At 74.3% G+C, this 26,729-nt stretch carries 23 protein-coding genes; 6 read left to right on the top strand and 17 right to left on the bottom strand.

What is annotated here, in order from left to right:
- Positions 1-9: 9 nt before the first annotated feature.
- Positions 10-411, bottom strand: a complete 402-nt coding sequence (locus tag RMN56_RS23660; protein WP_091259071.1) for a TOBE domain-containing protein — start codon at positions 409-411, stop codon at positions 10-12.
- A gap of 98 nt (positions 412-509) precedes the next feature.
- Positions 510-2,585 carry a heavy metal translocating P-type ATPase gene (locus tag RMN56_RS23655; protein ID WP_313719735.1) on the bottom strand — a complete coding sequence of 692 codons (2,076 nt, stop codon included), beginning with the start codon at positions 2,583-2,585 and terminating at the stop codon, positions 510-512.
- A 136-nt stretch (positions 2,586-2,721) separates the two neighbouring features.
- On the opposite strand from RMN56_RS23655, the gene ygiD reads away from it, so the two are divergent.
- Positions 2,722-3,591 (top strand): 4,5-DOPA-extradiol-dioxygenase, encoded by an 870-nt coding sequence (gene ygiD / locus RMN56_RS23650; RefSeq protein ID WP_313719734.1) that lies wholly within the window; start codon positions 2,722-2,724, stop codon positions 3,589-3,591.
- A gap of 15 nt (positions 3,592-3,606) precedes the next feature.
- Here ygiD and RMN56_RS23645 read toward each other — a convergent pair whose 3' ends face one another.
- A complete protein-coding gene (locus tag RMN56_RS23645) occupies positions 3,607-3,990 on the bottom strand; it encodes a DUF1622 domain-containing protein (RefSeq protein WP_313719733.1) in 384 nt (127 codons plus the stop codon).
- A 227-nt stretch (positions 3,991-4,217) separates the two neighbouring features.
- On the opposite strand from RMN56_RS23645, the gene RMN56_RS23640 reads away from it, so the two are divergent.
- A complete protein-coding gene (locus tag RMN56_RS23640; RefSeq protein WP_313719732.1) occupies positions 4,218-4,385 on the top strand; it encodes a hypothetical protein in 168 nt (55 codons plus the stop codon).
- Positions 4,386-4,415: 30 nt separating this feature from the next.
- On the opposite strand, the gene RMN56_RS23635 is transcribed toward RMN56_RS23640, so the two are convergent.
- The 9 genes from RMN56_RS23635 to RMN56_RS23595 all read right to left on the bottom strand — a co-directional run bounded on the left by RMN56_RS23635 (position 4,416) and on the right by RMN56_RS23595 (position 15,109).
- The gene (locus RMN56_RS23635) at positions 4,416-5,063 is read right to left on the bottom strand and encodes a DUF2238 domain-containing protein (RefSeq protein WP_313719731.1); all 648 of its coding nucleotides are present in this window, start codon (positions 5,061-5,063) and stop codon (positions 4,416-4,418) included.
- Between the two features lie 104 nt (positions 5,064-5,167).
- Positions 5,168-5,833, bottom strand: a complete 666-nt coding sequence (locus RMN56_RS23630; protein ID WP_313719730.1) for a TcmI family type II polyketide cyclase — start codon at positions 5,831-5,833, stop codon at positions 5,168-5,170.
- 40 nt (positions 5,834-5,873) lie between these two features.
- Positions 5,874-7,100, bottom strand: a complete 1,227-nt coding sequence (locus RMN56_RS23625) for a cytochrome P450 family protein (protein ID WP_313719729.1) — start codon at positions 7,098-7,100, stop codon at positions 5,874-5,876.
- The gene (locus tag RMN56_RS23620) at positions 7,097-7,417 is read right to left on the bottom strand and encodes a putative quinol monooxygenase (protein ID WP_313719728.1); all 321 of its coding nucleotides are present in this window, start codon (positions 7,415-7,417) and stop codon (positions 7,097-7,099) included. The genes RMN56_RS23625 and RMN56_RS23620 overlap by 4 nt, the downstream gene beginning before the upstream one ends.
- Positions 7,414-9,693 carry an FAD-dependent monooxygenase gene (locus tag RMN56_RS23615; RefSeq protein WP_313719727.1) on the bottom strand — a complete coding sequence of 760 codons (2,280 nt, stop codon included), beginning with the start codon at positions 9,691-9,693 and terminating at the stop codon, positions 7,414-7,416. Before RMN56_RS23615 ends, RMN56_RS23620 begins: the two co-directional genes overlap by 4 nt.
- A 282-nt stretch (positions 9,694-9,975) precedes the next feature.
- On the bottom strand, positions 9,976-10,632 hold the full coding sequence (locus RMN56_RS23610) for a class I SAM-dependent methyltransferase (RefSeq protein ID WP_313719726.1): 657 nt from the start codon (positions 10,630-10,632) through the stop codon (positions 9,976-9,978).
- Between the two features lie 85 nt (positions 10,633-10,717).
- Positions 10,718-13,408, bottom strand: a complete 2,691-nt coding sequence (locus tag RMN56_RS23605; protein ID WP_313719725.1) for a helix-turn-helix transcriptional regulator — start codon at positions 13,406-13,408, stop codon at positions 10,718-10,720.
- A 40-nt stretch (positions 13,409-13,448) separates the two neighbouring features.
- A complete protein-coding gene (locus tag RMN56_RS23600) occupies positions 13,449-14,087 on the bottom strand; it encodes a TetR/AcrR family transcriptional regulator (RefSeq protein WP_313724841.1) in 639 nt (212 codons plus the stop codon).
- Positions 14,088-14,176: 89 nt separating this feature from the next.
- A complete protein-coding gene (locus tag RMN56_RS23595; protein ID WP_376787333.1) occupies positions 14,177-15,109 on the bottom strand; it encodes an alpha/beta hydrolase family protein in 933 nt (310 codons plus the stop codon).
- Positions 15,110-15,259: 150 nt separating this feature from the next.
- On the opposite strand from RMN56_RS23595, the gene RMN56_RS23590 reads away from it, so the two are divergent.
- Complete coding sequence (locus RMN56_RS23590; protein WP_313719723.1) at positions 15,260-15,889, top strand: hypothetical protein; 630 nt, start codon at positions 15,260-15,262, stop codon at positions 15,887-15,889.
- Between the two features lie 9 nt (positions 15,890-15,898).
- Here the strand turns inward: RMN56_RS23590 and RMN56_RS23585 are convergent, their stop codons facing one another.
- From RMN56_RS23585 to RMN56_RS23565, 5 genes are all read right to left on the bottom strand, one after another.
- Positions 15,899-17,062: a glycoside hydrolase family 26 protein gene (locus RMN56_RS23585; RefSeq protein ID WP_313719722.1), complete on the bottom strand. Its 1,164-nt coding sequence runs from the start codon at positions 17,060-17,062 to the stop codon at positions 15,899-15,901.
- 76 nt (positions 17,063-17,138) lie between these two features.
- Positions 17,139-18,305 (bottom strand): glycosyl hydrolase, encoded by a 1,167-nt coding sequence (locus tag RMN56_RS23580; protein WP_313719721.1) that lies wholly within the window; start codon positions 18,303-18,305, stop codon positions 17,139-17,141.
- Between the two features lie 2 nt (positions 18,306-18,307).
- Complete coding sequence (locus tag RMN56_RS23575; RefSeq protein WP_313719720.1) at positions 18,308-19,414, bottom strand: glycoside hydrolase family 26 protein; 1,107 nt, start codon at positions 19,412-19,414, stop codon at positions 18,308-18,310.
- On the bottom strand, positions 19,411-21,243 hold the full coding sequence (locus RMN56_RS23570) for a glycosyltransferase family 2 protein (protein WP_313719719.1): 1,833 nt from the start codon (positions 21,241-21,243) through the stop codon (positions 19,411-19,413). The genes RMN56_RS23575 and RMN56_RS23570 overlap by 4 nt, the downstream gene beginning before the upstream one ends.
- A 137-nt stretch (positions 21,244-21,380) precedes the next feature.
- Positions 21,381-22,853: a glycosyltransferase family 39 protein gene (locus RMN56_RS23565; protein WP_313719718.1), complete on the bottom strand. Its 1,473-nt coding sequence runs from the start codon at positions 22,851-22,853 to the stop codon at positions 21,381-21,383.
- Positions 22,854-23,228: 375 nt separating this feature from the next.
- Here RMN56_RS23565 and RMN56_RS23560 point away from each other — a divergent pair, with 375 nt between their 5' ends.
- From RMN56_RS23560 to RMN56_RS23550, 3 genes are all read left to right on the top strand, one after another.
- On the top strand, positions 23,229-24,404 hold the full coding sequence (locus RMN56_RS23560) for an alcohol dehydrogenase catalytic domain-containing protein (RefSeq protein WP_313719717.1): 1,176 nt from the start codon (positions 23,229-23,231) through the stop codon (positions 24,402-24,404).
- Positions 24,405-24,478: 74 nt separating this feature from the next.
- Positions 24,479-25,126: an acyl-CoA-like ligand-binding transcription factor gene (locus tag RMN56_RS23555; protein WP_313719716.1), complete on the top strand. Its 648-nt coding sequence runs from the start codon at positions 24,479-24,481 to the stop codon at positions 25,124-25,126.
- 8 nt (positions 25,127-25,134) lie between these two features.
- Positions 25,135-26,721, top strand: coding sequence for an MDR family MFS transporter (locus RMN56_RS23550; protein ID WP_313719715.1), 1,587 nt, complete (start codon positions 25,135-25,137; stop codon positions 26,719-26,721).
- Positions 26,722-26,729 lie beyond the last annotated feature (8 nt).

The following is a 26,729-nucleotide window of genomic DNA, read 5'->3' as shown; positions in this document are numbered from 1 at the left end:
ACCGGGTGGTCACGGGTTCGTTCTCCCCTTCGGCGCGGGCGCGCGCTCCACCACGACGGTGGTCGACTTGATCACGGCGACGGCCACCGAGCCGACCTGGAGGTCGAGGTCGTCGACCGCCTCGCGGCTCATCAGCGACACGATGCGGAAGGGCCCGGCCTGGATGTCGACCTGGGCCATCACGGTGTCCTTGACGACGGCCGTGACGATGCCGCGCAGCCGGTTGCGGGCCGAGGAGAGCTCGGGGTGGCCCGGGGCGCGGACGAACGCGGCCAGGTCGGCCCCGTCGAGCACCCGGTGGCCGTGCTCGTCGCGGGTGGCCGGCAGCCGCCCGGCGTCGATCCAGCGGCGGACCGTGTCCGCGCTGACCCCGAGCAGTTCGGCGGCCTCGCCGATCCGGAACACCGTCACCCGGCCACCCTAGCGGCTCGCAGATGCGGGTCTGAAGCGGCACGACCCCTCGCATCCACCAGGATCGAGGGGTCGTGCCAGCCGCAGCTGCGGTGGACCTAGTCGTCCGCCGGGGTGAGCCGGACCCGACGGAGCAGCTGGGCGTTGAGCGCCACCACGATGGTGGAGGCCGACATCAGCACCGCGGCCACCGCCGGGCTGAGCGCGACCCCCGTCCAGGCGAGTACCCCGGCGGCGAGCGGGATGGCCACCACGTTGTAGCCGGCCGCCCAGGCCAGGTTCTGGCGCATCTTCCGGTACGACGCCCGGGACAGCCGGATCACGCCGGTGACCCCGCGCGGGTCGGAGCCGGCCAGCACCACCCCGGCGGATTCGATCGCCACGTCGGTGCCGGCGCCGATGGCCACGCCCACGTCGGCGCGGGCCAGGGCCGGGGCGTCGTTGACCCCGTCGCCGACCATCGCCACGGTCAGCCCGCGGGACTGGAGTTCGATGACCGCCTTGTCCTTGTCGGCGGGCAGCACCTCGGCGAAGACCTCGTCCACGCCGGGGCGGAAGCCCAGGTCGGCGGCGACCGCCTCGGCGACCGGCCGGGCGTCTCCGGTGATCATCACGATCTTCTTCACCCCCTGCTCGCGCAGTTCGGCGATGGCCGCGCGGGCCTCGGGGCGGACCTCGTCCTCAAGGGCGAACGCGCCGACCACCTCGGGGCGGCCGCTGTCGGGCAGCCGGACCAGGTGCAGCACCGCGGCGCCCCGCCGGGACCAGTCCTCGGCCGCCCGGGTCAGCTCGGCGGGGGCGTCGACGCCCAGTTCGCGCAGCAGGGCCGGGCCGCCCACCGCCCAGTCGGCGCCGTCCACCGTGGCGCGTACGCCCCGGCCGGTCAGCGAGCGGAAGTCGCGGGCGGACGCCCGCAGGCCCCGGTCCTGCGCGGCGGTGACCAGGGCCCGGGCGAGCGGGTGCTCGCTGTCGGCCTCGACCGCGCCGGCGAGGCGCAGCGCGGCGGCCGAGTCCAGCCCGCCGGTGGCGGCCACCCCGGTCACGGTGTGCCGTCCCTTGGTGAGGGTGCCGGTCTTGTCGAACAGCACCGCGTCGACGGTGCGCATCCGTTCCAGAGCGAGCCGGTCCTTCACCAGGATGCCGGCCCGGGCGGAGAGCGCCGTGGAGAGCGCCACGACCAGCGGGATGGCCAGACCGAGGGCGTGCGGGCAGGCGATCACCAGCACCGTCACGGTCCGGACCACGGCCTGGTCGGTGTCGCCGAGCAGCAGCCAGGCCGCGAAGGTGGCCAGGCCGGCGAGGGCCGCGACGTAGAACAGCAGCGCGGCGAACCGGTCGGCGAGCACCTGGGCGCGCCCGCCGGAGGACTGCGCCTGGGCGACCAGCCGGCCGATGCCGGCGAGCGCGGTGTCCTCGCCGACGGCGTCGACGCGTACCCGCAGGGCCGAGTCGGTGGCCACCGTCCCGGCGACCACCCGGTCCCCGGCGGCGCGCGGCACCGGGCGGGACTCCCCGGTGATCATCGACTCGTCCAGCTCGGCGGCCCCGTCGACGATCCGGCCGTCGGCGGGGACCCGCCCGCCGGAGCGCACCAGCACCAGGTCACCGACCCGCAGGTCGGCCACCGGCACCCGGTGCGCGGCGCCGGAGTCATCGAGGCGTTCGGCGTCGTCGGGCAGCAGGGCGGCGAGCGCGGCGAGGGCACCCTGGGCCTGCCCGATCGCCTTCATCTCCTGCCAGTGACCGAGCAGCATGATGGTGACCAGGGCGGCCAGCTCCCACCAGAAGTCCAGGTCGAACAGGCCGAGGCTGGTGGCCACCGACGCCAGGTACGCGACGGTGATCGCCATCGAGATCAGCAGCATCATGCCCGGCGCCCGGTCGCGCACCTCACGGACGCCGCCGACCAGGAACGGCCAGCCGCCGTAGAAGAAGACGACGGTGCCCAGCACCGGGCCGACCCAGCGGACGCCCGGGAAGTCGAGCGAGTAGCCGAGCCAGTCCATGACCATGTGGCTGGTCAGCACGATCGGCACGGTCAGCGCCAGGCTCAGCCAGAACTTGCGGCGGAACTGTTCGGGGTCGTGCCCGGCGTGCTTGTCGTGCCCCCCGTGCGTGTGATGCCCCCCGTGCGTGTCGTGGCCCGCGCCGTGGTGCCCGTGTTCGTGGTCCATCGGAACTCCACCTCCGTCGCCCACCATATACCCCTAGGGGGTATCGGCCAACTCCCCGGTCCCGCCCGGCTCGGTGTCCGGACACGCGAGGGGCCCGCGGGTTAGCCTCGGGGCACGGCCGAGCCGCGGGAGCGAGATGAGCGAGCAGAACACCCAGACGGTGCTGCCGGCGGCGTTCTTCGGGCACGGCAACCCGATGAACGCCCTGGAGGTCAACCGCTACACCGCCGCCTGGCGGGAGTTCGGCCGCTCGGTGCCCCGGCCCCGGGCCATCCTGGTGGTCTCCGCGCACTGGTACATCGGCGCCACCGCGGTCACCGCGATGCCCCGGCCGCGCACCATCCACGACTTCTACGGCTTCCCGCGGCAGCTCTTCGACGTCCGCTACCCGGCGCCCGGGCTGCCGGAGCTGGCCGAGGAGGTCAGCGACGTGGTGCACCCCACCTGGGTCGGGGCCGACCTGGACTCGTGGGGCATCGACCACGGCACCTGGTCGGTGCTCACCCACGCCTTCCCCGACGCCGACATCCCGGTGGTGCAGCTGAGCATCAACGCGTTCAAGCCGTTCGACTACCACCTCGACCTCGGCGCCCGGCTCGCCCCGCTGCGGGAGCGCGGCGTGCTGGTGGTGGCCAGCGGCAACGTGGTGCACAACCTGGGCGGCGTCGACCCGCGGCTGGCCGACGAGGGCTTCGACTGGGCGCGCCGCTTCGACGACGCCGCCCGGGAGACGGTCCAGGACGCGCCGACCGAGGCGGCCCGGCTGGACGGGCACCGGGACTTCGACCTCGCCGTGCCGACCCCGGACCACTTCATCCCGCTGCTCTACCTGGCCGGGCTGGCCGGCGCCGCCGGGGACCGCCCCGAGGTGCTGGTCGACGGGTACGCGTACGGGTCGCTGTCGATGACCGCGTACACCGTGGGGCTGCGCTGCGGGGGCGCGCAGTCGCCGGGCGGCGCGCCGTCGCTGCCGGGCGGGGTGCCGGCGGACTCCGCCAACATCTGAACTCCGGTTCGCCCCTCAGCCCTCCGGCCGGGACCCCACGCCGGATGCGCCGACCGACCCCTTGCCCTGCCAGGGCCAGCGGCCGTCCAGCTCGACCTGCAGCGAGACGCTGAGGAACGTCCGGACCAGCACGATCAGCGCCAGCACCCCGACGCTGGTGAAGGTGGGCGACACCGCCACGGTCCGGATGATGTCCCCGGCGACCAGGAGTTCCAGGCCGAGCAGGATGGCCCGCCCCACCCCCTGCCGATACGCCCGGTAGTGCTCGACGACCTGCCGGGTACGCCACCAGCGCAGCCCGAAGACGACCGTGGCGACCGCGACGCCGACCGCGATGACCAGCACCCCGGCGAGGTCCAGGAGCGTGCCGGTGTGCTGGATGATCTCCTTCGTCGGCACCCGTCACCCCCGCGCCGCCGGCTCACCCGGAAAGGCCCGTCGCCGAGCCGTCCCCAGCACCACCATGTCCCATCGCGGGTGCCGCGCGAGGGCGTTCGCCCCGGGGCCCACCCGCAGGCGGACGCGCGCCGTCATCCGCCTGCGACCGCGCTCCCCCCGGCCTAGGGTGGGAGCTTGGACAGGGCCGCCCGGCAGGGCGGTCACCGACGGCCTGGCGAGGAGCGGACGTGACGGAGCCGGAAGAGGACCGGAGCAAGACCAAGAAGACCGACGACGTCCTGTACTCCGCGGACGGGGACCCGCACCACAACCTGGCCCAGGCGCCGCAGCCCGACGAGCACCTGACGCCCCAGTACGAGCACGACGGCGAGACGGAACCCGTCGGCGACGAGTGACCGGCCGGGCGGCTGCCCTCGGCCCTCCGCTCAGCCCGGGACGGCGACCGGCGGCCCGGCCTGCGGGGCGGGGCCCGGCAGTTGGCGGTCGTGCAGGCGGCTCAGTAGCGCCAGCGAGGTGATCGCGCCGACCAGCGCCAGGAACATGTCCCACTGGGTGTCCCAGACGTCGCCCTGGGTGGCCAGGAAGTCGTCGGCCGCCGACCCGCCGGCCAGCGCCGCCCACCACTCGATCATCTCGAAGAGGGCGCTGAACGCCAGGCAGGCGCAGACCACCAGCGGGGCGAGCCAGCGACTGCCGCGCAGCGGCGACCGGCGGACCAGGATCTCGCGCACCAGGATCGCCGGCACGAAGCCCTGGGCGAAGTGCCCCAGCCGGTCGTACGGGTTGCGGGACAGGTGGAACGCCTCCCGCGCCCAGTCACCGACCGGTGTGCGCGCGTAGCTGTAGTGGCCGCCGACCACGAGGATCAGCGCGTGCGCGGCGAGCAGGCAGCAGAGCAGCGTGGTCAGTGGGAACCGCCGCCAGGTGACCAGCACCAGGGGGACGCCGACGAGCACCCAGACCGTCTCCAGCAGCCAGGTCAGCCGGTCGTACGGCCGGATGCCGGAGGCCACCAGGGCGGCGAGGACCAGGACCAGCAGCGCCGGTGGGACGAATCCGCGCGCTCGGGACACCGGTGACCGCCTGTTCACGCCTCACCCGGCGCGGCCCGACGCCGTCCGGAGAAGCCGACGATAGCGGGCGGCGGGGGCGCCCTCGAACGCCCCCGCCGCGCCGCTCAGTCCTGGGCCTGCCAGCGGTAGAACACGGTGGCCACCGAGTCCTGCGGGCCGTGCCACTCCTCCGGCCGGTACGGGCTCACGTAGGGCGCCAGGTCCTGCATCACCTTCGCGAAGACCGGCTTGGCGTCGTGGTTGTTCCGGGTCGCCTCGGCCGCCGACGCCTCCTGTTCGAGCAGGTGGACGTAGACGTCGTCGATCGAGTAGAGCCAGCGCCCGGTGACGCCCAGCTCGGTCGGCAGCGACCCGGCGTCCGACTCGCCGAAGACCCGGGCCACGTCCGGTTCGGCGCCGGGCTTGATCCGCCCGACGATCACGGTCAGCGTGGTGTCCGCGGGCGGCTCCCCCTCCGGGGCCCAGTGGTAGAACTCCTTGGCCACCGAGTCGGACGGGTTCTTCCAGTAGCGCGGGTACGGCGTCACGTACGGGCCGATGGCCTCGGCGATCTTCTGGAACGCGGGCAGCCCGCGGGTCTGGCCGGAGATCCGCGGGTCCTGCTCGCGCTCGATGACGTGGATGTAGAGGTCGTGGTGGGACAGCAGGATGCGCCCGATGACCCCGAGGTCCTGGGGTCGGGTGGCCTGGTCGTAGTGGCCGAAGACGTCCCCGACGATCTTGTCGCTGCCGGGGACCATGTGGCAGACGATCACGTTCCGGAAGACCATGGCTGCTCCTTGGTTGGGTTCGGGTGGGCGGGCGGGAGGCTCAGGCGGCGAAGGTGATCGGCAGCTCCAGCAGGCCGCGGAACGGCGACGCGGCGGGCAGCCGGCGCACCTCGTCGAGGGGCACGCCGAGCCGCAGCCCGGGCAGCCGGCGCAGCAGCGCGGCGAGCGCGATCTGCGCCTCCATCCGGGCCAGTGAGACGCCGAGGCAGTAGTGCACGCCGTGCCCGAAGCCCAGGTGCGGGCCGCGGACCCGGCGCAGGTCCAGCCGGTCGGGGTCGGTGAAGTGCGCGGGGTCGTGGTTCGCCGCGTTGATCGCCACGCCGACGATCGCGCCGCGCGGGATGCACACCCCCTCGTACTCGACGTCCTCGGTGGCGATCCGCGGGCTGGCCACCGGAAGCGGGCCGTCGAACCGGAGCAGCTCCTCGATCGCCGCCGGCAGCAGCTGGGGCGTGGCGCGCAGCATCTCGAGCTGCTCGGGATGGGTGAGCAGGGCGAGCATCGCGTTGCCGAGGAAGTCCGCGGTGGTCTGGTGCCCGGCGAACACCAGCAGGAACGTGGTGGTGACCAGCTCCGCCTCGGAGAGCGTCCCGTCGCGGTCGACCGCGTCGATCAGCGCCCCGATGATGTCGTCGGCCGGGTCGTCGCGCTTGGCCCGCACCAGGTCGGCGAAGTAGTGGTGCAGGCGCAGCTGGGCCTCCTGCACGGCCGCCCGCTCCTCCTGCGGCGGCCGGCGGGTCGAGCCGGAGGTGCGGATCACCTGGGTCCAGTCGAGCACCCGGTCGTGGTCCTCCGGCGGCACGCCGAGCAGCTCGCAGATGACCGTCATGGGCAGCGGGATGGCGAAGTCGTGCATCAGCTCGGCCTGGCCCTGCGGGAGCATCTTGTCGATCAGGTGGTCGACGACCTGCGCCACCCGCGGCCGCAGGGCCTCGATCCGCCGCGGCGCGAACGCCTGGGAGACGACCCGGCGCAGCCGGGTGTGCTCGGGCGGGTCGGAGTTGAGCATGTTGCGGTTCAAGCCCTCGGAGTTCGGCCCGAAGATCCGCAGGTAGTGCTGGCCGGGACCGTAGAGGTCCTTGGACAGCCGCGGGTCGGTGAGCGCCGCCCGGGCGTCGTCGAAGCGGGTGATCAGCCAGGAGTCGAAGCGCGGGGAGCTGACCGGGCACACCGGCCGGTCGGTGCGCAGCCGGGCGAAGGTCGGGTAGGGGTCGGCGGCGAACCCGTCGGTGTAGAGCTCGCTCGCCGGAACGGCGTCCTCGGTCATCGGTCCTCCTCGGGTGCGCTGCCCACGCTGTGCAGCACCTGGTAGGTGTGCCGCTGCGCGGACTCACGCAGCTCGCGGATGATGCGCAGCAGCCGGTCCCGGTGCTCGCTGCGGCCGAAGGCGTCCAGCCGCTCGCGGTCCGCCCAGTCGCTGATGATCAGGTAGCTGCGGGGGTCGTCCGCGTCGCGTACCAGGTCCTGGTGCAGGCAGCCGTCCAGTGTGCGGATCTCCTCGGCCGCGCTGCGCCACTCCGACTCGAATTGCTCCTCGCAGCCCTCCCGGGTGCGCATGGCGAGCACGGTCCGTACGCGACTCACCGGGCACCCCCGAACACCAGGTGCAGGTGCTTGCGGAGCGCGTCGGGGTCGACCGGTTGGCTGCGGAAGCCGACGTGCCCGTCCGGGCGGACCAGGTACAGCCCGGCGCCGGTCAGCCCGTACGCGGCGCGGAACCGGCCGTCGGCGTCGCACACCGTCGGCGGGTCGAGCAACCGCGGCTCGGCGGCGTCCGGACTGAGCAGCAGGTACGCGTCGACCTCCCCGGCCGCCTGCCGCCGCACGTCGGCGCAGAGCTCGGCGATGGCGCCCAGCGCCGCCTCGTCGGCCGACGCGTCGGCGTAGAGCAGCATCGTGTGGCGGGTGCCGCGGGTCAGGTCGCGCAGCCGCAGCGGGTGGCCGACGCCGCGCCGCAGCAGCCCGTCCACGTCGGGGGCGCGGTCGCCCGGACGGGGGGCCTCGCCCAGCGCGTCCGGATCGGACACGCACTCGCCGACCAGCGGGCTGCCCGCGTAGCTGAGCAGCATGGACATCTCCTGGAGGAACTGCCGCTTCAGGTCCTCGCGGTCCAGCTCGTCGGTGAACGCCATCCGCACGGCACGGCCGACGATCTCCTCGCCCTCCGGCCGCCGCTCGGTCTCGTAGCTGTCCAGCAGGCCGGGCGCGGCGAGCCCGCGCACCGCCAGGGCCAGCTTCCAGGCCAGGTTCCAGGCGTCCTGGATCCCGGTGTTCATGCCCTGCCCGCCGGCCGGCGGGTGCAGGTGGGCCGCGTCGCCGACCACGAACACCCGGCCGTCGCGGTAGCGGTCCACGATGCCGTGGCTGATCCGGAACACCGACGACCAGCGCAGGTTCGAGGCGCGGGTGCCGGGCGGGGCGAGGTGGTCGAGGGCGGCCTGGACGTCGGCCAGGGTCGGCGCGCCCAGCTCCGCGCTGAACCCGGGCGGGGCGTCCTGCCCGCCGGTCTGCGCGAAGAACCGGGGCGGGGCCAGCGTGGCGATCCGGTACCGGCGCTCGCCGCGCAGCGGGACGCAGACCAGCATGCCGTCCATGCGGCCGTCGGTCTCGTGCAGGAACCGCAGCAGGTGCCCGTCGGGCATGTCCCAGTCCACGTCGACGTCGCCGAGCATGAACAGCTGGGGGAAGCGGCCCAGCCCGCCGGTGAAGGTCAGCCCGAGCAGCTCTCGGACCCGGCTGTGCGCGCCGTCGCAGCCGACCAGGTACTTCGCGCGCACCGTCTCGGTGCCGCCGTCGGCCGTGGTGACGGTGGCCGTCACGCCGTCGTCGTCCTGCGCGAAGTCGACCAGCTCGGCGCCGCGCCGCGGACGCACCCCGAGGGTGGCCAGGCGGGCGGTGAGGATGCGCTCGGTCTCGTACTGGGGCAGGCCGAGGTGCGCGTACGGCAGGCCGGGCAGCTCCCAGCTCATCCGGTGGGTCTCCGCCCCGTTGACGAAGACCATGTTGCCGGTGAGCCAGATCCCGGCGTCCATGGCCTCCCGGACGACGCCCTGCTCCTCCCAGATCTCCATGGTGCGGCAGTGCACGCCGATCGCCTTGTCCGCCTGTCCGGCCGGGGTGGCCAGCTTGTCGATCACCCGGCAGTCGACGCCCCGCCGGGCCAGCTCGACGGCGGCGGTCAGCCCGGCGGGCCCCGCCCCGACGACGAGTACGTCCGTTGTCCTGTGCACGTCGGCCTCCCTGCCCGTGGTGGCGTGTCGCCGGCCGTTCCCGTCGGGCACGACGTGGAACAGGCGGCGCCGGATGTCGAGAAGGAACGGCGCGATCGGCCCGGCCTGCGCGGAGGCGTGGGCCGGGTCGGCGATCCAACGGAGGAACTCCCCCGCGCTGTTCCACTCGGCGAAGATGTGGTGCACGTCCGACCCGGGTTCGCGCAGCAACTGCTCGCGCCGGTACCCGGGTATCCCGGCCATCCGCGCCCGGACCTCCGGGTAGCCGCGGTGGAACTCGGCGAGCCGGGGGGCCGGCACGGTCAGCTCGACGTCCACGTAGACCGTCGAGTCGCCCGTGCCGTGCTCCCGCAGCACGGGGTAGTCGACCGGGCCGCCGGGCTCGGTCAGCGGCCGGACCAGCTCGGCCAGCCGCGCGGCCACCGGCCCGTCCCGGTACGCCCGCAGCGCCTTCTCGTCGGCCCACTCGGTGACGAGGACGAACCCGCGCGGGTCCAGGGCGTCGAGCAGTAGCTCGTGCCGGAGGTTGCCGGCCAGCCCGCCGACCTGCTCCGCGACCGTCCCCCACGCGGACCGCACGGCGGGCTCGCAGCCCTGACGCGCGCGCAGCCGGAGCATCGTCCTGATCATGAAGTCCCCTTCGACGGCCTGCGGGAGACGGTGGAGCTGTCGCGGCCGGTGCTGCCCGAGCCACCACGTCGTCGCGCTGCGACCCTGCCGGAGGTCGCGTCAACCCGCCGTCACGGGCGGCCCCCGCGACGTCCCCGCCCGTTGACGCCGTGGGGACGGGACGCCGCTACGCGGATACGGGGACGGACGGGTCCGGGCCGTCGCCGGTGCGCAGCCCGTGCTCGCCCGCCGGGTGGCGCCGGGGCCGGCCGGCCGGGTGGGAAGCGGCCAGTGGGGGCAGGGTCAGGCGTCGAGTGCGCGGACCGTGCGGAGCAGGTGACCGGCCAGGTGAAGGGTCGAGCCGTCGGTCTGCGCGACCACGTCGATGTCCGTGACCTCGGTGTCGACCCACTCCGGCCCGGCGAAGCCCGCCCGCAGCTCCTGCTCGGTCATGCCCCAGCCGTGGCCCGCCTCCGGCGAGACGGCCAGCACGAAGACGGCCGCGCCCGGCGCGGCGAGGCCCGGCAGCGACGCGAGGTAGCGGTCCACCGCGCCGCCGTTGCGGTGGATGCTGTGCAGCAGACCGGAGTCGAACACCGAGTCGAACGGCGCCGAGGGCAACGACAGGTTGGTGGCGTCCTGGACCTCGAAATGCACCGGCAGGCCCTCGGCGGCGGCCTTGGCGCGGGCCTGGTCGATGGCCACCCGGGAGATGTCGACCGCCGTCACCCGGTGGCCGCGCCGGGCGAGCGCGATCGCGAGATCGCCGCTGCCGCAGCCGATGTCCAGCACCGTCGGGCCCCGGACCCCGTGGTCGAGCACCTCGGCGAGCGCCGGTTGGGGGCCGCCGATGTCCCAGGGCGGCCCGCCCGAGTCGGCGGTGTCGCGGTAGACCTCGTCGTAGTCGTGCCCACCGTGGACGGGCTCGTCGCGGTGCGCTTCGACGTCTCGTGCGCTCACCTGAACCCCCTGGACGACCAGCGTGGCGGGAACCCGGTCTCGACCCGCACCCTACCGCGCTCCGGCCGGTGCGGGCCGCCGACGACTAGGCGAAGAGGCGGGCCAGTTCGGTGCGGGAGCGGACGCCGAGCCGGTGGAAGATGTTGCGCAGGTGGTGGTCGATCGTCCGGGTGGAGAGCGACATCCGGGTGGCGATCTCCCGGTTGGTGGCCCCCTCGGCGACCAGCTGGGCGATGTGCAGCTGCTGGCCGGTCAGCAGCTGCGCCGGCGGCTGTTGCGGGGATCCGACGGACTCTCCCGCCGCGCGCAGCTCCGCGCCGGCCCGCTCGGCCCAGACGGTCGCGCCGAGCAGGGTGAACGTCTCCCGCGCCCGGTGCAGGAACGCCCGGGCGTCCCGCGGCCGGCGGGCCCGGCGCAGTTCCCGGCCGAACAGCAGCTCGGTGCGGGCCCGCTCGAACCGGTCGGTGTCGGTGGGGTGCAGCCGCAGCGCCGTACGGAACTCCCGCTCGGCCTCGGCGCTGCCGCGGGGCGCGAGCAACGCGTGGCAGCGGGCGGAGAGGGCCCGGCGCGACGGGCTCGCCGTGCTGCTGGCCCAGTGGTCGAAGACGGCGAGCGCCGCGGTGGGCCGCCGGCCGTCGTGGGCGGCGGCCTCCACCAGGTACGGCGTGGCCATCACCTGCACGAGGACCTGGCCGCGGCCGGTGCCGGTGCGGGCGAGCGAGGCCAGCCGGGTGGCCGCGTCGGCGTGCCGGCCGTCGACCAGGTCGAGCACGCCGAGCGCCCACTGCGCGTACGCGTAGGGGCGGCTGCCCGGGGTGGCGCCGTCGCCGATCTCGGCGATCCGGGCGAGGCTGGTGGCCCGGTCGGCCCGTACCGCGGCCAGCACGGCGAGGATGCCGAGGTGGACCTGGGCGCAGGTCCGTTGGCCGGTGGCACGGGCCACCAGCAGCCCCTCGTGGGCGGTCTCCGCCGCCGTGGCGTGCCGGCCCAGCCAGTACTCGGCGACGGCGCGCAGCTCCAGCGCCCGGGAGAGCACGGATCGTTCGCCGCGGGCCCGGGACAGCTCGACGGCGCGGTCGGCCAGCCGGTGCGCCGCGCCGTCCACGGCCACCAGCAACCCGGCCACGGCGGCGCAGACCAGCGCGGCCGGGGTGAGCGCCGGCCCGGTCAGCCGGCCGCCCAGGACGACGACCCGGCGCAGCGCCGGCCCGCCCTGCTCGTGGTCCCCGCGCAGGGTCGCCCCGACGCCGGCCGCGAACGTGGTCAGCAGCTCGACGTCCGGCGGGTCCCCGGGCCGGCGCAGCGCCCACGCCCGGCGCGCCACCTCCGCGTACCGGTAGTGGTCGCCGGTGAGGCAGATGGCCTCGCCGGCCCGGACCAGGCCGAGCAGGGCGGCCCCGCGGTCGGCCGGCGCGACCGTCTCGGCGGCGGCGAGCAGGGTGGCGACCGCGGTGGACGGCGCGTCGCAGCGGAGTTGGATCTCGCCGCGCAGCAGGTCGGCCGGTCCGGTCCCGGCCGGGCCGGCGGGCGGCCCGGCGAGCAGGCGCCGGGCCTGGTCGGGGTGGCCGGCGGTCCAGGCGCAGCGGGCCGCGGCGACCGTGCGGGCGGCGGCGCGGGCGGGGTCGTCGCTGAGTTCGGCGGCGCGACGCAGCGCGGCGGCGGCCTCGGTCGGGTCGTCCGCGCCGGCGGCGGCCGCCTCCAGCTCCGCGGCCAGCGCCGGATCGGGACCGTCGGTGGCGGCGGCGCGGTGCAGGGCCCGGCGCAGCGGCCGGCCACCCAGCGCCCGGGCCAGCAGCAGGTGGGCCGCCCGCCGGTCGGCCGGCGGCGCGACGACCTCGGTCATGGTCCGGGTCAGCGGGTGGGCGAAGATCACCTCCGCCGGGCCGGAGCGCAGCAGGCCGGCGGCCTCGGCCGGTGCGAGCGCCTCGACGTCCACGCCGGCTACCCGCGCGGCACGGTCCAGGGCGGTGGGATCCCCGTCGCGGTCGAGCGCGGCCAGCAGCAGCACCCGCCGGGTGTCCGGCGGCAGCCGGTCGAGGCGGGCGCGGTAGGCGGCACCCAGCGCGCCGTCGGCCGGCGGGGCGGCGGGCAGCGGCTCGTCCCCGTTCCACTGGCCGGGCGTGAGCACGTCGGCGAGGTCGACCAGCGCCTGCGGGTTGCCGCCGCTGACCGCGGCCAGTCCGGCGGCCACCGGGGCCGGCGGCGGGGCGGACCACCGGTCGGCGAGCAGGGCCCGGCACTGCTGCTCGTCCAGCGGGGGCAGCCGGCGGGTGGGCAGGTCACCGGCCGCCGCCGCGCCGGCCGCGGTGAGCACGAGGGCGACCGGCAGCCCGCTCAGCCGGCGGGCCACGACGGCGAGGGTCGCGGCGGTCTGCGGGTCGCCGGCGTCGACGTCGTCCATCGTGCACAGCAGTGGGCGGTCGCGGGCGACGGCAGCGAGCAGGCCGAGCACGGCGGTGGCCAGGGTCAGCCGCTGGGCGTCCGGGCAGCCGCCGCCGGTCAGCACGCGCCGCAGCACCCGCCGTTGCCGTTCCGGCAGCGCCCCGGCCCGGTCGAGCACCGGGTCGAGGAGGCGTTGCAGGCCCGCGTACGGCAGGGTCGCCTCGTCGGCGAGCCCGGCGCCCGCGAGGACCGCCCGCTCACCGGCGTGCCGCCGGGCGTACGCCAGCAGCGCGCTGCGGCCCGAGCCGGGCTCGCCGTGGAACAGCAGCGCACCGCCGGCCGCCCGGTCGAGCAGGGCGCGCACGGCCCGGCATTCGCCGTCCCGACCCCGCAAGGTTATTTGCACTCTGAATGCAGTAACCATGCATCCAGTTTCACCTATCGGTAACCAGTCGGAAAAGACTTTGTCCCTCGGGATCCGCCAGCAGCGCCGCCACGGTGCGCGCCATCACCGCCCGGGCCGGGCCCACGCCGAGCCCCAGCCCGTCGCGCAGCATCGACCAGGTCGACCACATGCTGGCCGCCACCAGGGCGTGCACGAGCTGCTCCCGCCCCGGACCGGCCCGGTCCAGCTCGGCGGCGAACAGCTGCTCGACCTCGTCGCGGACCCGGTCGATGTGCTTGCGGCGGTTGCGGTGCAACTGCGGGGAGAGCGGCTCGCGCAACTGCGCCGCCCGGGCGGACGGCGCGATGAGATGCAGCAAGCGGGCGCGCTGCCGGCAGTAGGCCTCGACCCGCTTCGCCAGCGGCAGCGCCGGGGAGATCGGCCGCCAGGCGGCGTCCTGGCGGCGCAGCAGCTCCTCGCCGCTGGCCTCGAACAGCGTCTCCATGTCCTTGAAGTTGGTCCACAGCGTGCGCAGCGAGACACCGGCCCGCTCGGCGATCCGGTCGCCCGTCGGGCGCAGGTCGCCCTCGGCGATGAGGGCGAGGTGGGCCTCGACGATGGCGGCCCGGGTGCGGGTGGCCCGCGCGGCCCGCCCGTCGACCCGGCCCGGGGAACCGGTGCCGCCCATCCCGCCCGCCTCCTCCACGCTGGCCGAGTCTAGGGCCGCCCCGCACGGCGGGGCGGCCGCCGTGGCGGCCGCCCCCCGGTGGGCGAGGCTCAGGAGCTGGGGCAGGTGTTGCGGTACTCCTCGATGGCCAGTCCGCTCGGGCCCGGGCAGAGGAACTGCTCGTAGCGGGTGTCGTTGTCGACGAAGCGCTTCAGCCAGGCCACCGTCTGCTTGGCCATCGGCGTGTTCACCGTCTGCGGGAAGAAGTGGCTGGCCCCGTTCAACTCCAGGTACGCCTTCTCGGAGGAGGCCGGGATGCTGTTGTAGAAAGGCTCCGAGTGGCTGGCGACCGGCGCCACGGTGTCGCTCTCGCCACCGACGATGAGCGTCGGCACGGTCACCCCGGACCAGGTCTTGTCCAGGTTCCAGGGGGCCAGCGGGACGGCGGCCTGCAGGGACGGCCGCGCGGCGGCGGCTTCCAGGGTGCCGCCCCCGCCCATCGAGTGCCCGGCCACGGCGAGCCGGCTGGCGTCGATCCGGCTCCGGACCGTGCTGCGCTGGACCAGGTAGTCCAGCGCTGCCAGAAGCTGGCGACCACGGCTGTCCGGCTGGTCGTAGAGGGTGTTGGTCTCGATGCCGATGACCACGAAGCCGTGCGAGGCGATCCGCGGTCCGAGCCAGCTGAGGCTCGACCAGGTGGCCGTGAAGCCGGGCGAGATGGCGATGGCGCCGAAGGTGCCCTCGCTGGTGCTGGTCGGGTAGTAGACGACCCCGCCGCCGAAGCCGGTGACGCTCAGCGACGAGACGCTGTAGGACGAGGTGGCGAACGGACCGCGGCTGGCCTCCAGGATGGCGCTGGTCGGCGCGGGGCCGCGCTCGTAGGGGTTGTCGGCGGCCTGCGCGCCAGCGGGGACGGCCAGGGCGCCGCCGAGGGCCAGGACGGCCGCCGCGGCGAGCCGGCCCAGGGCGTGGAGGCGGGTACGGGGACGGGAGGTGGTGGCTGATCGCACGTCGGTCGCTCCTAGTCGGGTAGGGAGGTCCATCGACATGCGTCAGTATTGGAGCGCTCCCCCGGCCACCGCATCGGCGAAATCACCGGTCGTCGCGCGCCGCGCCCAGGTGTGCCGCCCCGGTTTCCGGGAATGGGCACGCCGGCCGGCCGGCGACGGGCCGGCGCGGGCGACGGAGGTCAGGTGGGCAACGGGAGGCAGGATCCGGGTGAGCCCGGGACGGGAGCCGGCGATCCGTGGCGCCCGGCCGGGGAGGGCGACGCGCGCCCGCCCGCCGGTGGGCACCACAGCGGCCCGACCATGTCCGACCCGGACGTGGTCCTCCAGGTCCCCCACCTCCAGGTCGACGACATCCGCGTCGAGGTCGACGACCTGGACGCCCACGTGTCCCTGCGCGCCCGGCTGGGTGGCCTGCTCCACCTGGACGTCGGGATGCAGGCCCGGCTCGGGACGGTCCGGATCGACATCCGGGGCGTGACGACCGAGGCGATGCTGGAGGTCCGGCTCGACGAGCTGAACGGCATCCTCGACCGCGCGTTGAGCACCATCGACCGCAACCCGCAGATCATCGAGGCGGTGGTCCGCACCGTCGACACCGCGGCCGACCGGGTTTCCCCGACGGCGCCGCCGGCACCGGGCCCGCCGCCCAGGACGCTCGGGCAGCCGGCCGACGCCGAGGGCGGGGCGACCGGCCCGCCCGGGCGCACGGCGTGGCGACGGATGAAGAAGATCGCCAAGGACGGCCGGCCGCTGCGGCGGGCCGCGGCGCGGCTGCTTCCCGGCGCGGGACCGGAGCCACGCCGCGACGGATGAGCGGCCGGCCTACTCGTCCAGGTCGGTGCGCGGGATCAGCTCCGGTGACCAGCGGACGTCGTAGTGGGGCGCGGCGACCGACTGGGCGAAGGCGGTCGACGCGGCGCGGGAGCTGACGATCCGCCAGTCCTTCTCCTTGTCCACCTCGAACCAGATGAGGCCGATGACGTCCCGGTGCTTCGGCAGCGTCCGGAAGGTCTCCCGGATCCACTGGGCCTTGTGCCCTCCGGCGTCGGAGGCGCCGGTCTCGGTGACGACCAGCGGCCGCCGGCTGAAGGTGCGGATCTCCGCGATGGTGGGGCCGAAGATGGCGTCGAAGGACGAGTACCGCGACCAGGCCCCGGTGCCGTAGTAGCCGGTGGTGCCCACCCAGTCGACGTAGTCGTCCCCCGGGTAGAACTGGGCGAGGTTCGCGGCGGTCTTGCTCCACCGGGCGTTCGGGCTCCACACCCAGGTGACGTTGGTGGCCCCGGCCCGCTCGAAGAGGTCGTGCACGTGGCGCCAGGCCTCGACGTACTCGCCGGGCCGGTTGCCGTTGGCCTTCTCGCACCACGGGTACCAGTCGCCGTTCATCTCGTGGGCGAACCGGATGGCGACCGGATAGCCGAGCGATTTCACGCCCTCGGCCCAGGATCGCAGGTAGCCGTCGAATTCGCCGCCCGCGATCCGCGACAGGCGGTAGCGCGGCTGCGTCGAGCGCAGCCGGTCGATCTGGCGGGCGGTCAGCTTCTTCTGCTTCCGGGCCGCCTGGTCCGCCTGGTAGTCCCAGGGCTCCCAGCCGAGCATGGGCAGCATGCCGCGGTCCTTGATCCGGTCGAAGAGCACCCGGTCGAACGTGCCGGACTCCCAGCCCACGCCGAAGAGCATCACCTGCGGCTCGCGCCGCGCGGCCGCGGCGAAGCGGTCCACCGCCGCGAAGTCGTACGGGCCCTTGTCGGTCATCACACCGACGAAGGCCTTGCCGGCCGGCGGGAAGAGTTCCGGGACCAGTTGGAGTGGCGGGCTGGCGGCACCGGCCGGCACCACCGCTCCCGATTCGGCTGTCGTCGGCGGCCGGGGCGCGGCGTCCTCCCCGCCCCCGCTCGTGGTGACCGGCGCCAGGGCGAGGGCGTAGGCCAGCAGCAGGGCGGCGATCGCCAGCACGAGGACCCGCGGCCTGGTCAGCCGTGCCACGTCGCCACCTTCTCCACCGCCACCCGCTCGAACATCGAGCCAGTTTATGGTGGTTGTCGGCCTTACGTCCCGATAACTAGTCGTTCAGCTTGGTGCGTGGGACCATCCCGGGCCGCCAGCCGAAGCGGTAGCGCGGGTCGGCGACCGCGGCGGCGAAGGCCTGCGCCACGGCCGGCGAACTGACGATGCGCCAGTCCTGCTCCTTGTCCACCTCGAACCAGATGAGACCGAGGATGTCCCTGTGCCGAGGCAGCGCGCGGAAGGCCTCCGCGATCCATTCGGCCTTGCGCCCCGCGGCGTCGGAGGCGCCGGTCTCGGTGATGACCAACGGTTTCCTGGTGAACGTGCGGATCTCGGTGATGGTCGGGCCGAAGATCGAGTCGAAGGACCGGTAGTCCGTGTACGCCCCGATCCCGTAGTAGCCCGTGACACCCACCCAGTCGACGTAGTCGTCGCCCGGATACAACCCGGAGAGCTTCGGGAGCGACTGGTCCCAGCTGGCGTTCGGGCTCCACACCCAGGTCACGTTGGTCACCCCCGCCGCGCGGAAGAGGTCGTGCACGTGCCGCCACGCCTGCACGTACTCGCCCGGCCGGTTGCCGTTGGTCGCCTCGGACCATGGGTACCAGTCACCGTTCATCTCGTGTGCCAACCGGATGGCCACCGGGTAGCCGAGGGACCTGATCCCTTCGGCCCAGGACCGCAGGTAGGTGTCGAAGTCCCCGGCCGTGATCCGGGACAGCCGGTAGGCGGGCTGGTGGGACCGGATCTCGTCGATCTCCCGGGTGGGCAGGTTCTTCTCGCGGGCCGCACGGTCCACCCGGTGGTCCCACGGCTCCCAGCCCAGCATCGGCAGCATCCCCCGGCTGCTGATGCGGTCGAAGAGCGTCCGGTCGAACGGGTCCAGGTTCCACGACGCGCTGAAGAGCATCACCTGCGGCTGGTGTCTCGCGGCCGCCGTGAACGAGTCCAGCGCCGCGAAGTCGTGCGGGCCCTTGTCGGTCATCACACCGATGAACGCCTTGCCGGCCGGCGGGAAGGGTTCCGCGGCCGGCCGGGGCGAACCTTCCGGCTCGGCTGCCGCGGGCCGGGGCGGGGATTCCGGCTCGGCCCTCACGGGCCGGTCGGACCGGCCGTCCTCCCGGCCCCCGAACAGGGCGGTCGGCGCCACGGCGGCCGCGTAGGTCACCAGCAGCGCGCCGGTCAGTACCAGCACGACCCGTGCGGCGGTCAACCTGCGCACCGCTACTCCTCCGTCCGCGAGACCATGTCGGGCGACCAGGTGACCTGGTAGCGAGGGGCGGCGACCGCGCCGGCGAAGGCCGCGGACACGGCCGGGGAACTGACGATGCGCCAGTCGAGTTCCTTGTTCACCTCGAACCAGATCAGCCCGATGATGAACGGGTACCGGGGCAGGGTCTGGAAGGCCTCCTTGATCCATTCGGCCTTGCGCCCGATGTGGTCCGAGGCGCCGGTCTCGGTGACGACCATCGGCTTCGTACTGAAGGCGCGGATCTCGGTGACGGTCTTCTTGAAGACTCCGTCGAAGGAGAGATACGGCGCGAAGTCGTACTTGCCGTAGTAGCCCGTGACGCCCACCCAGTCCACGTAGTCGTCGCCCGGGTAGTAGGTGGAGATCGGGGGGGTCAGGTCGGTGTACCGGACGTTCGCGCTCCACACCCAGGTGACGTTCGTGGCCCCGACCGCCCGGAACACGTCGTGCACGTGGCGCCAGGCCTTCACGTAGTCACCGGGCCGGTTGCCGTTGACCAGCTCGCACCACGGGTACCAGTAGCCGTTCATCTCGTGGGCGAAGCGGAGCGCCACCGGGTAGCCGAGTGACTTGATCCCTTCCGCCCAGGACCGAATGTAGGTGTCGAACTCTCCCCCCGCTATCCGGGACAACCGGTAGCTGGGTTGGGCCGACCGGACCGCGTCGATCTGCTGGGCGGTCAGCTTCTGCTGCCGGGCCCGCTCGTCGAGCCGGTAGTCCCAGGGTTCCCAGCCCAGCATCGGCATCATGCCGTGGTCGCGGATCCGGTCGAAGAGCGTCCGGTCGAACGTTGCGGACGCCCACCCCTCGCTGAAAAGCATGACCTGCGGCTGGTGTCTGGCGGCAGCCGTGAACCGGTCCACCGGCGTGAAGTCGTGAGGGCCCTTGTCGGTCATGACACCGATGAACGTCTTTCCCGCCGGCGGGAACGGTCCGCGCGGTCGGGGCGCCTTCGCTTCGGCCGTCACCGCCCCGCCCCGGCCCCCGGAGCCGGTCGTGGGCGCGACGGCGAAGGCGTACGTCAGCAGCAGCGCGCCGGTCAACACCATCACGACCCGCGGAAAGGTGAACCTGATCATCGCAGGACTCCCTCAGCCGCGACCCGGGACCTCGGCGGATGGACCTCCTCGGCCTCCGCGCGAGCGGGGGCGGGCACGACCACCTCGTCGTCCTGGCGGCGATCGGCCCGCAGGTTCGACGCGAGCGCGATCAGTGGCGGACCGAGGCCGGTCAGGAGGGTCAGGACGGGCCACACCCGCAGCAGGGGTGAGCTGTTGTCCAGCACGAAGCTCGCGCCGAGCAGACCCGCGGAGACGCCCGCCCAGCAGAGGTGCAGCCGAAACGTGCGGAACGACTCGATGGTGCGCAGCCTCCCCTTGGCCGTCACTACGAACCCGAGTTTGCGGCGCAGCAGCGCGGTGAACCCGGCGGCCACGTAGATGGGCCCGGCGAACAGCGCCAGCGCCATGCCGGCCATGCCGATCTCCTCCCGTTCGTGCGGGGCGATGTTGAAGCGGCGGAGCCAGAGCCACAGCAGGAACCAGGTGCCGAAGGTCGAGCCCCAGAGCACCGACCACACGGTGACGTCGAGCTGCGCCGAACCGACCCCGGTGAGCAGGTACATGGCGGTGGCGAGGTTGCCCAGCAGCAGGCTCACCGCCACGCTCGGGTAGTAGAACTGGAGCAGGCGGTACTGCCACCGCCGCCGTGCGGGCAGCTCGCGCGGCGCGCGCAGCTCGGGCCGGACGAGGATCTCGCAGATCCCGGCCGCCCAGCGCTTCTGCTGGTTGAAGTAGTCCGCCCACGAGGTCGGGCCCTCGCCGATGGCCACCACGTCGGGGGTGTAGACGCCCTTCCACTTGTTGCCCGTCTCCGGGTTGGTCGCGGCGTGGATGCGGATGCTCGTCAGGTGATCCTCGATGATGGAGTCCTGGTAGCCGCCGATGGTCCGCCAGGCCGCCGGCCGGTAGAGGTGGCCGGTGCCGGTGAGCAGCGGCGCGTCCAGCCCGTTGCCCCCGCGGGCGATGAGGCCGTTGTAGAGGTACTGCTGCACGGAGGCGCCGTGCGCCACGAAGTTCTGATGCATGTTGCCGTACACCTGGGGGGTCACCACGAAGGCGACGTCCGGATCCCGGAAGTAGCCAAGGGTGCGTTCGAGGAAGTTGGGCAGCGGCACGTGGTCCGGGTCGACGTTGGCCACCACGTCGTACCGGTTCTCGTGCTCGGCCCGCCAGGCGTTGTGGTTGCCGGACTTGGTCCGGGCCCGGAACTCCCCGCCGGGCTGGTTGTACTCCGGCCGGCCCTTACGACTGAAGTGGTGGACGCCGAGCCGCGCGGCCATCTCCTTGACCGCCGGGTCGTCCCCCTCGTCGAGGATCCAGACGTCGACCCGCCCGCAGTAGACGATCTCCCGAAGACGCCGCAGCGTCCGCTCCGCCACGTCGAGCGGCTCCTTGCTGGGCACGATCGTGGTGAGCAGGGCCACCCGCAGGCCGACCGGCGGGTCGACCGGCACCGGGTCGCGGGCGTGGAACGCGAACACCCACACCACCACGTTCTGCGCCAGGCGGATCAACTCGACGCCGACGACCACGCAGAAGCCCAGCCGGGCCGCGATCGTCTGCCAGCCGCCGGACCCGGCCACGCCGACGCCGGGCACGTGCTGGGGCAGCAGCAGCCAGCCGACGAACAGCAGCCCGGCCGCGCTGTTGACCAGCACCAGCAGGGTCAGCACCAGCCGCGCCGCGGGCGAGGCGGCGTGCCGGAACTCCACCGCCGCCCCCGGGTGCCGCGGCGCGACCAGCGGCCCGGCGGTGGCGCCGCACCTGGCGTACGCCAGGCGGGCCCGGATGTTCAGCTGGCGGCGGTCCGGTCCCTTCCCGGCAGGCGGTCCGGCCGGGGCGATCACCGGCGGACGGTTGCCTGAGCTGCCCGGCGTGCTGGCCCGGGACGGGCGTGTATCAGCGGCGATGGCCACGTTTTCCCCCATGGTGATCTCGCCACGAACCCTGAGCGGGCAGTGGGGTTGAAAAAGGTCGTGCTCGGTCAGCGGGCGGTGCGGTCGTCCACCAGGAGGGCCAGCGTGAACCCGGCCCGGTGCCAGACCTGCGCCACCTGGTATCCGCTGCGCAGCAGCCGTTCCGCCGCGCCGCCGACGGGCGGCACGGGATCCGACCGTTCGCCGGGGCGGATCACCCACAGTCGCCGAACGCCCCACAGGCAACCGGCACAGTCGTGCGGCGGCGCCGCGGCGAACAGGTCCGTCGGCCGCCGGTCGGCGGGAAGGTAGCGGGCCACGAGGGTCCGCGCGTCCGCGTCGCCGTAGACCACGCCGTCGGCGGGCAGCCGCCGGGCGCCGACGATCTCGGCGACCTCGCGGGTGGCCTGCCCGTGCCCGTCGGGCGCGCGGACGGCCGCCTGGGCCGGCGCGACGATCAGGGCCAGCGCGGCCACCGCCACCACCCACCAGCGGGGGCGAACCCGGGACAGGGCGGCCGCGGCCAGGGTCGCCCAGGCCGGCAGCGTGAAGAGCAGGCTCGACGGTGACCAGACCGGCGTCGCCTGCGCGATGAGCAGCAGGCCGAGCGGCGGCAGCACCGCCCACGCGGTGCAGATCGCCGCGGCGCGCCGCAGCGGGAGGCTGAACAGCGCCAGTCCGAGCAGCACGGCGCCCAGCGCGGCGACGCCGAACAACTCCCGGGGGGTCGCGGCGAGGGCCGCCAGGTCGGGGCGGGCCGCCGGCGCGACCTGCCCGCCGGCGCGTACCCCGGCCCAGAGCAGCGCGGCGGCGGGGAGCGCGCCGAGGAGGGCGGCGGCCAGCCACCGGCCGGTCATCCCCCGCCGGAACGCGAGCACGACCCAGCCGTGCCCGACCAGCAGCAGGAGCGCCATCGCGTGGCACAGGCCCAGCAGGGCCACCGCCGCGGCGTACGGGGCGAGACGGCGCAGGCTCGGCCGGTCCAGTGCGGGCAGCAGGAACCAGGTGGCGAGCACGGCGGCGAACAGGGCCAGCGCGTACGGCTGGGCCTCCTGGGCGTACCGGGTGACGCTCGGCAGCAGCGCGAAGATCACCCCGGCGAGGAGCCCCGTGCCCGGCGCGAACATCCGCGCGGCCAGCGCGCCGACGAGCGCGGCGGTCGCCGCCACGGCGAGCAGGGACGGTACGCGCAGCGCCAGGTCGGTGATGCCGAAGGCCGCCGCCCAGGCGCGCATCAGCAGGTGGTACGGCACGAGCGTGGTGTCGCCGCCGGGCATCCCGTCCGGCCAGGGAGAGGTGGCGGCCCGCCAGGTCGCCAGTTCCGCGAGGCGCAGGCCGGGTGTGCCGGCCCCCACGACGCCGAGCGCGCCGGCCAGCAGCGCCGGCAGCAGCCATGCGGCGAGCCGCCAGCGGGCGGTGTCGGCCGGTGGACGGTGGCCGCCGGCCCTGGAACCGACCGCACGGTCCTCGCCCCACGGGTCCTCGACCCGGATCTCTCCCGACCCGAGCCGGGGCAGGACCATGGTGTCCGCGTCCATCATCGTGACTCACGCATCCCTGTGGGTGCCGGCGACATGGTTCCAGCCGCCCCGGGGCGACGCCGGTTCGGCGTGCTCGCGACGGTGCGACCGCGTGGCGCGGCCGGCACCGGGAGTCCCCGGGTCGAGGACTGGATGACACCGTGGAGCTTAATGACCCACTCCGACATAACGCTCATATACGACTAACCGGACGAGCCGATACCCCGGACGGGGGAGGTCGCCGGCAGGGCGTTCTCCGCGCCCCGTCGCGGAAGGTGGGACCTGCTCCGAACCGCCGCCGGGCCGGGGTTTTCATGCGAGCATCTGTCCCGGACGGACCACGGCGACCGACCGGCCGCTCCAGCTGGCCACGCGCCAGGGACGCCGGGGGGCGACGTGAGGGCACTGGTCTGGCGGGGCGTGAACCAGCTGGCCGTGACCCAGGTCCCCGACCCGGAGCTGCGCAACGAGCAGGACATGATCGTCCGGGTGCGCAAGAGCGCCACCTGCGGTTCCGACCTGCACCTGCTCGGCGGTCACCTGCCGTTCCCGGCGCGCGGCGACGTGCTGGGGCACGAGTTCCTCGGCGAGGTGGTCGAGGTCGGGCACCGGGTGCGCCGGCACCGGGTGGGCGACCGGGTGGTGGTCTGCTCCGTCGTCTCCTGCGGCCGGTGCGGGCCGTGCCGGCGGCGGCAGTTCTCGCTGTGCGACAACGGCGGCACCGGTCCGGCCCTCGGCGGGCAGGCGGGGGACCTCTCCCCCGGCGGCTGCTACGGCTCCTCGCCCGCCCTCGGCGGGTTCGCCGGCAGCCACGCCGAGTACGTCCGGGTCCCGTACGCCGACCGGGGCGCCTTCACCGTGCCGGACGCGGTCACCGACGAGCGGGCGCTGTTCGCCTCCGACGCCGCCCCGAGCGGCTGGATGGCCGCCGACCTGGCCGGCGTCCGGCCCGGGGACGTGGTCGCGGTCTGGGGCGCCGGCGCGGTCGGTCAGCTGGCGGCGCGGGCCGCCGCGCTGCTGGGCGCGGAGCGGGTCGTCGTGATCGACCGCCTGCCCGACCGGCTCCGGATGGCCGAGCGGCACCTCGGCGTCGAGACCCTCGACCACGGGACCCAGGACGTCGGCGGGGAGCTGCGGGAACGCAGCGGCGGGCGCGGCCCGGACGTGTGCATCGACGCGGCCGGCGCGGCGGCGCCCGGCGGCGGCCGGTGGAGCCGACGCGGCCGGCTCGGACAGCGGTTCCGGCCGACGCCCGACCGGCCCGTCGCGGCCCGCGAGGCCGTCCACCACTGCCGCAAGGGCGGCAGCGTCTTCCTGCTCGGGACGTACCCGGGCGCCGTCGACCGGTTCCCGCTCGACGCCGTGCTCGCCAAGGGCCTGACCCTGCGCGGCGCCCGGCAGCACGGCCACCGGTACATCCCCATGCTGCTGGACCGGATGGCGCGCGGCGAGCTGGTCACCGAACACCTCGCCACCCACACGATGCCGCTCGACCGGGCGCCGCTCGGCTACGACACGTTCCGGGACCGGCTCGACGGGTGCGTCCGCGCCGTGTTCGAGCCCGGCCGGTGACCACACCTGTCGGCCGGCTCACTTCAGTCCAGGAAAGTTTGCAGGGCGTGCAAGATCGCCGGTAGGGTCGCCCGGTGACCACGGACAGCCCTCCCGCCGACGGCGGCCTCCGCGACCGCAAGAAGCGGCGGACCCGCACGGCGCTGGCCACCGCGGCGCTGCGCCTGGTCGCCGAGCACGGTCTCGACCAGGTGACCATCGAGGAGATCAGCGCGGCGGCGGACGTCTCCACCCGGACCTTCTTCAACTACTTCCCGAGCAAGGACGACGCGCTCGTCGGCGACCAGGCGGCGCTCAACGCCCGGTTCGTGGCGCGGCTCGCCGAGGTGCCGCCGGAGGTGCCCGCCCTCGCCGCCATCCGAACGGCGCTCGGTGAGGCGATCGAGGAGTTGCAGGAGGACCGCGAGCTGTGGTTGCTCCGGATGGACGTCGTCATGCGGAACCCCGCCCTGCTCCCCCGCCTGGTCGCGGCGGGCGCCGAGGCGGAACGGGCGATGACCGACGTCGTCGCCGCCCGGGTGGGCGTACCCGCCGACCACGGCTTCCCGGCCCTGCTCACCTCCGTCACCGGCGCCGCGTTCCGCACCGCCGCGCTCCGCTGGGCCGCCACCGCCGGCGCCCGGTCCCTCGCCGACCTGGTCGACGAGGCGTTCGACACCCTCGCCGCCGGCCTGCCGGATCCCGGCACGCCGGAGCCCCACCCGTACCGCACCCCGAGCTGAGGAACCGCATGTCCGTACCCACCGCGCCCGCCGACGCCGCCGAGGTCGGCCCGGCCCGCATGTCCCGCCGCGACGTCCTCCAGGCCCTCTCCGGCCTCATGGTGGGCATGTTCGTGTCGATCCTGGCGTCCACGGTCGTGGCGAACGCACTGCCGCGCATCATCGCCGACCTGGACGGCAGCCAGACCGTCTACACCTGGATCGTCACCACCGAGCTGCTGGCCATGACGGCGACCGTGCCGATCTGGGGCAAGCTGGCCGATCTCTACAGCAAGAAGCTGCTCATCCAGTCGTCCCTGGGCCTGTTCGTGGTCGGCTCGCTGATCGCCGGCTTCACCCCGAACGTCGAGGTGCTGCTGCTCAGCCGGATCGTGCAGGGCGTCGGCGCCGGCGGCATGACTGCGCTGGCCACGATCGTGATGGCCGCCATGATCCCGCCGCGCGAACTCGGCCGGTACGCGGGCATCTTCGGCGCCGTCTTCGGCGTCGGCACCATCGCCGGACCGCTCATCGGCGGCGTCCTGGTCGACACCTCCTGGCTCGGCTGGCGCTGGTGCTTCCTGATCGGCGTCCCGTTCACCCTCCTGTCGATCTTCCTGCTCCAGCGGACGCTGCACCTGCCGGTCGTCCGCCGCGAGGTGCGGATCGACTGGCTGGGCGCGGCCCTCATCACGACGGGCGTCTCGCTGCTGCTGGTCTGGTCGTCGCTGGCCGGGCACAAGTTCGCCTGGGCGTCGGGCTGGACGGCGCTCATGGTCGCCGGCGGCGTCGCGGTGCTGGCCGTGGCCGTGTACGTCGAGTCGCGTGCCGCCGAGCCCATCGTGCCGCTGGGCATCTTCCGCAACCGGACGGTCTCGCTGGCCACCGTGGCCAGCGTCCTGGTCGGCGTGGCGATGTTCGGCGGCACCGTCTTCCTGTCGCAGTACTTCCAGATCTCCCTGGGCAAGTCGCCGACCGTGGCCGGCCTCATGAGCCTGCCGATGATCTTCGGCCTGCTGGTGTCCTCGACGGTCGCCGGTCAGCTCATCACCCGGTACGGGCGCTGGAAGATCTTCCTGGTCGCCGGCGCCGCCGTCATGACCGCCGGCATGCTGCTGCTCGGCACCATCGGCGCGGGCACGGGCGTCGTCGTGGTCTCGATCTACATGGCGGTGCTCGGCATCGGCGTCGGCATGCTGATGCAGAACCTGGTGCTGGCCGCCCAGAACGACGTGCCCGCAAGCGAACTGGGCGCGGCCACCTCCGTGCTGACCTTCTTCCGCAGCATGGGTGGCGCCATCGGGGTCAGCGCCCTCGGCGCCGTCCTGGCCAACCGGGTGACCACCCTCATGACCGAGCGCCTGGGCCCGGCCGCGGCCGGTGGCGGCTCCTCCGCCGCCGTGCCGGACCTGTCCACGCTGCCCGAGCCGCTGCTGCGGATCGTGCAGGACGTCTACGGCACGGCCACCGCCGAGCTGTTCCTGGTCGGCGCGCCGCTGGCCCTGCTCGCGATGGTGGTGGTGCTCTTCATCAGGGAGAAGCCGCTGCACACGCTCAGCGGCGACGAGCGGCGGGCACAGGAGGAGGCGGCGCAGGCCGCGGCCCTCACCCACTGACGGGCGGT

This window comes from Micromonospora halotolerans (assembly GCF_032108445.1).
In the GTDB taxonomy this organism is placed as follows: Bacteria; Actinomycetota; Actinomycetes; order Mycobacteriales; family Micromonosporaceae; genus Micromonospora; species Micromonospora halotolerans.
The sequence above is the reverse complement of the archived record's forward strand: the minus strand, read 5'-3'. Positions and strand labels throughout refer to the sequence as shown.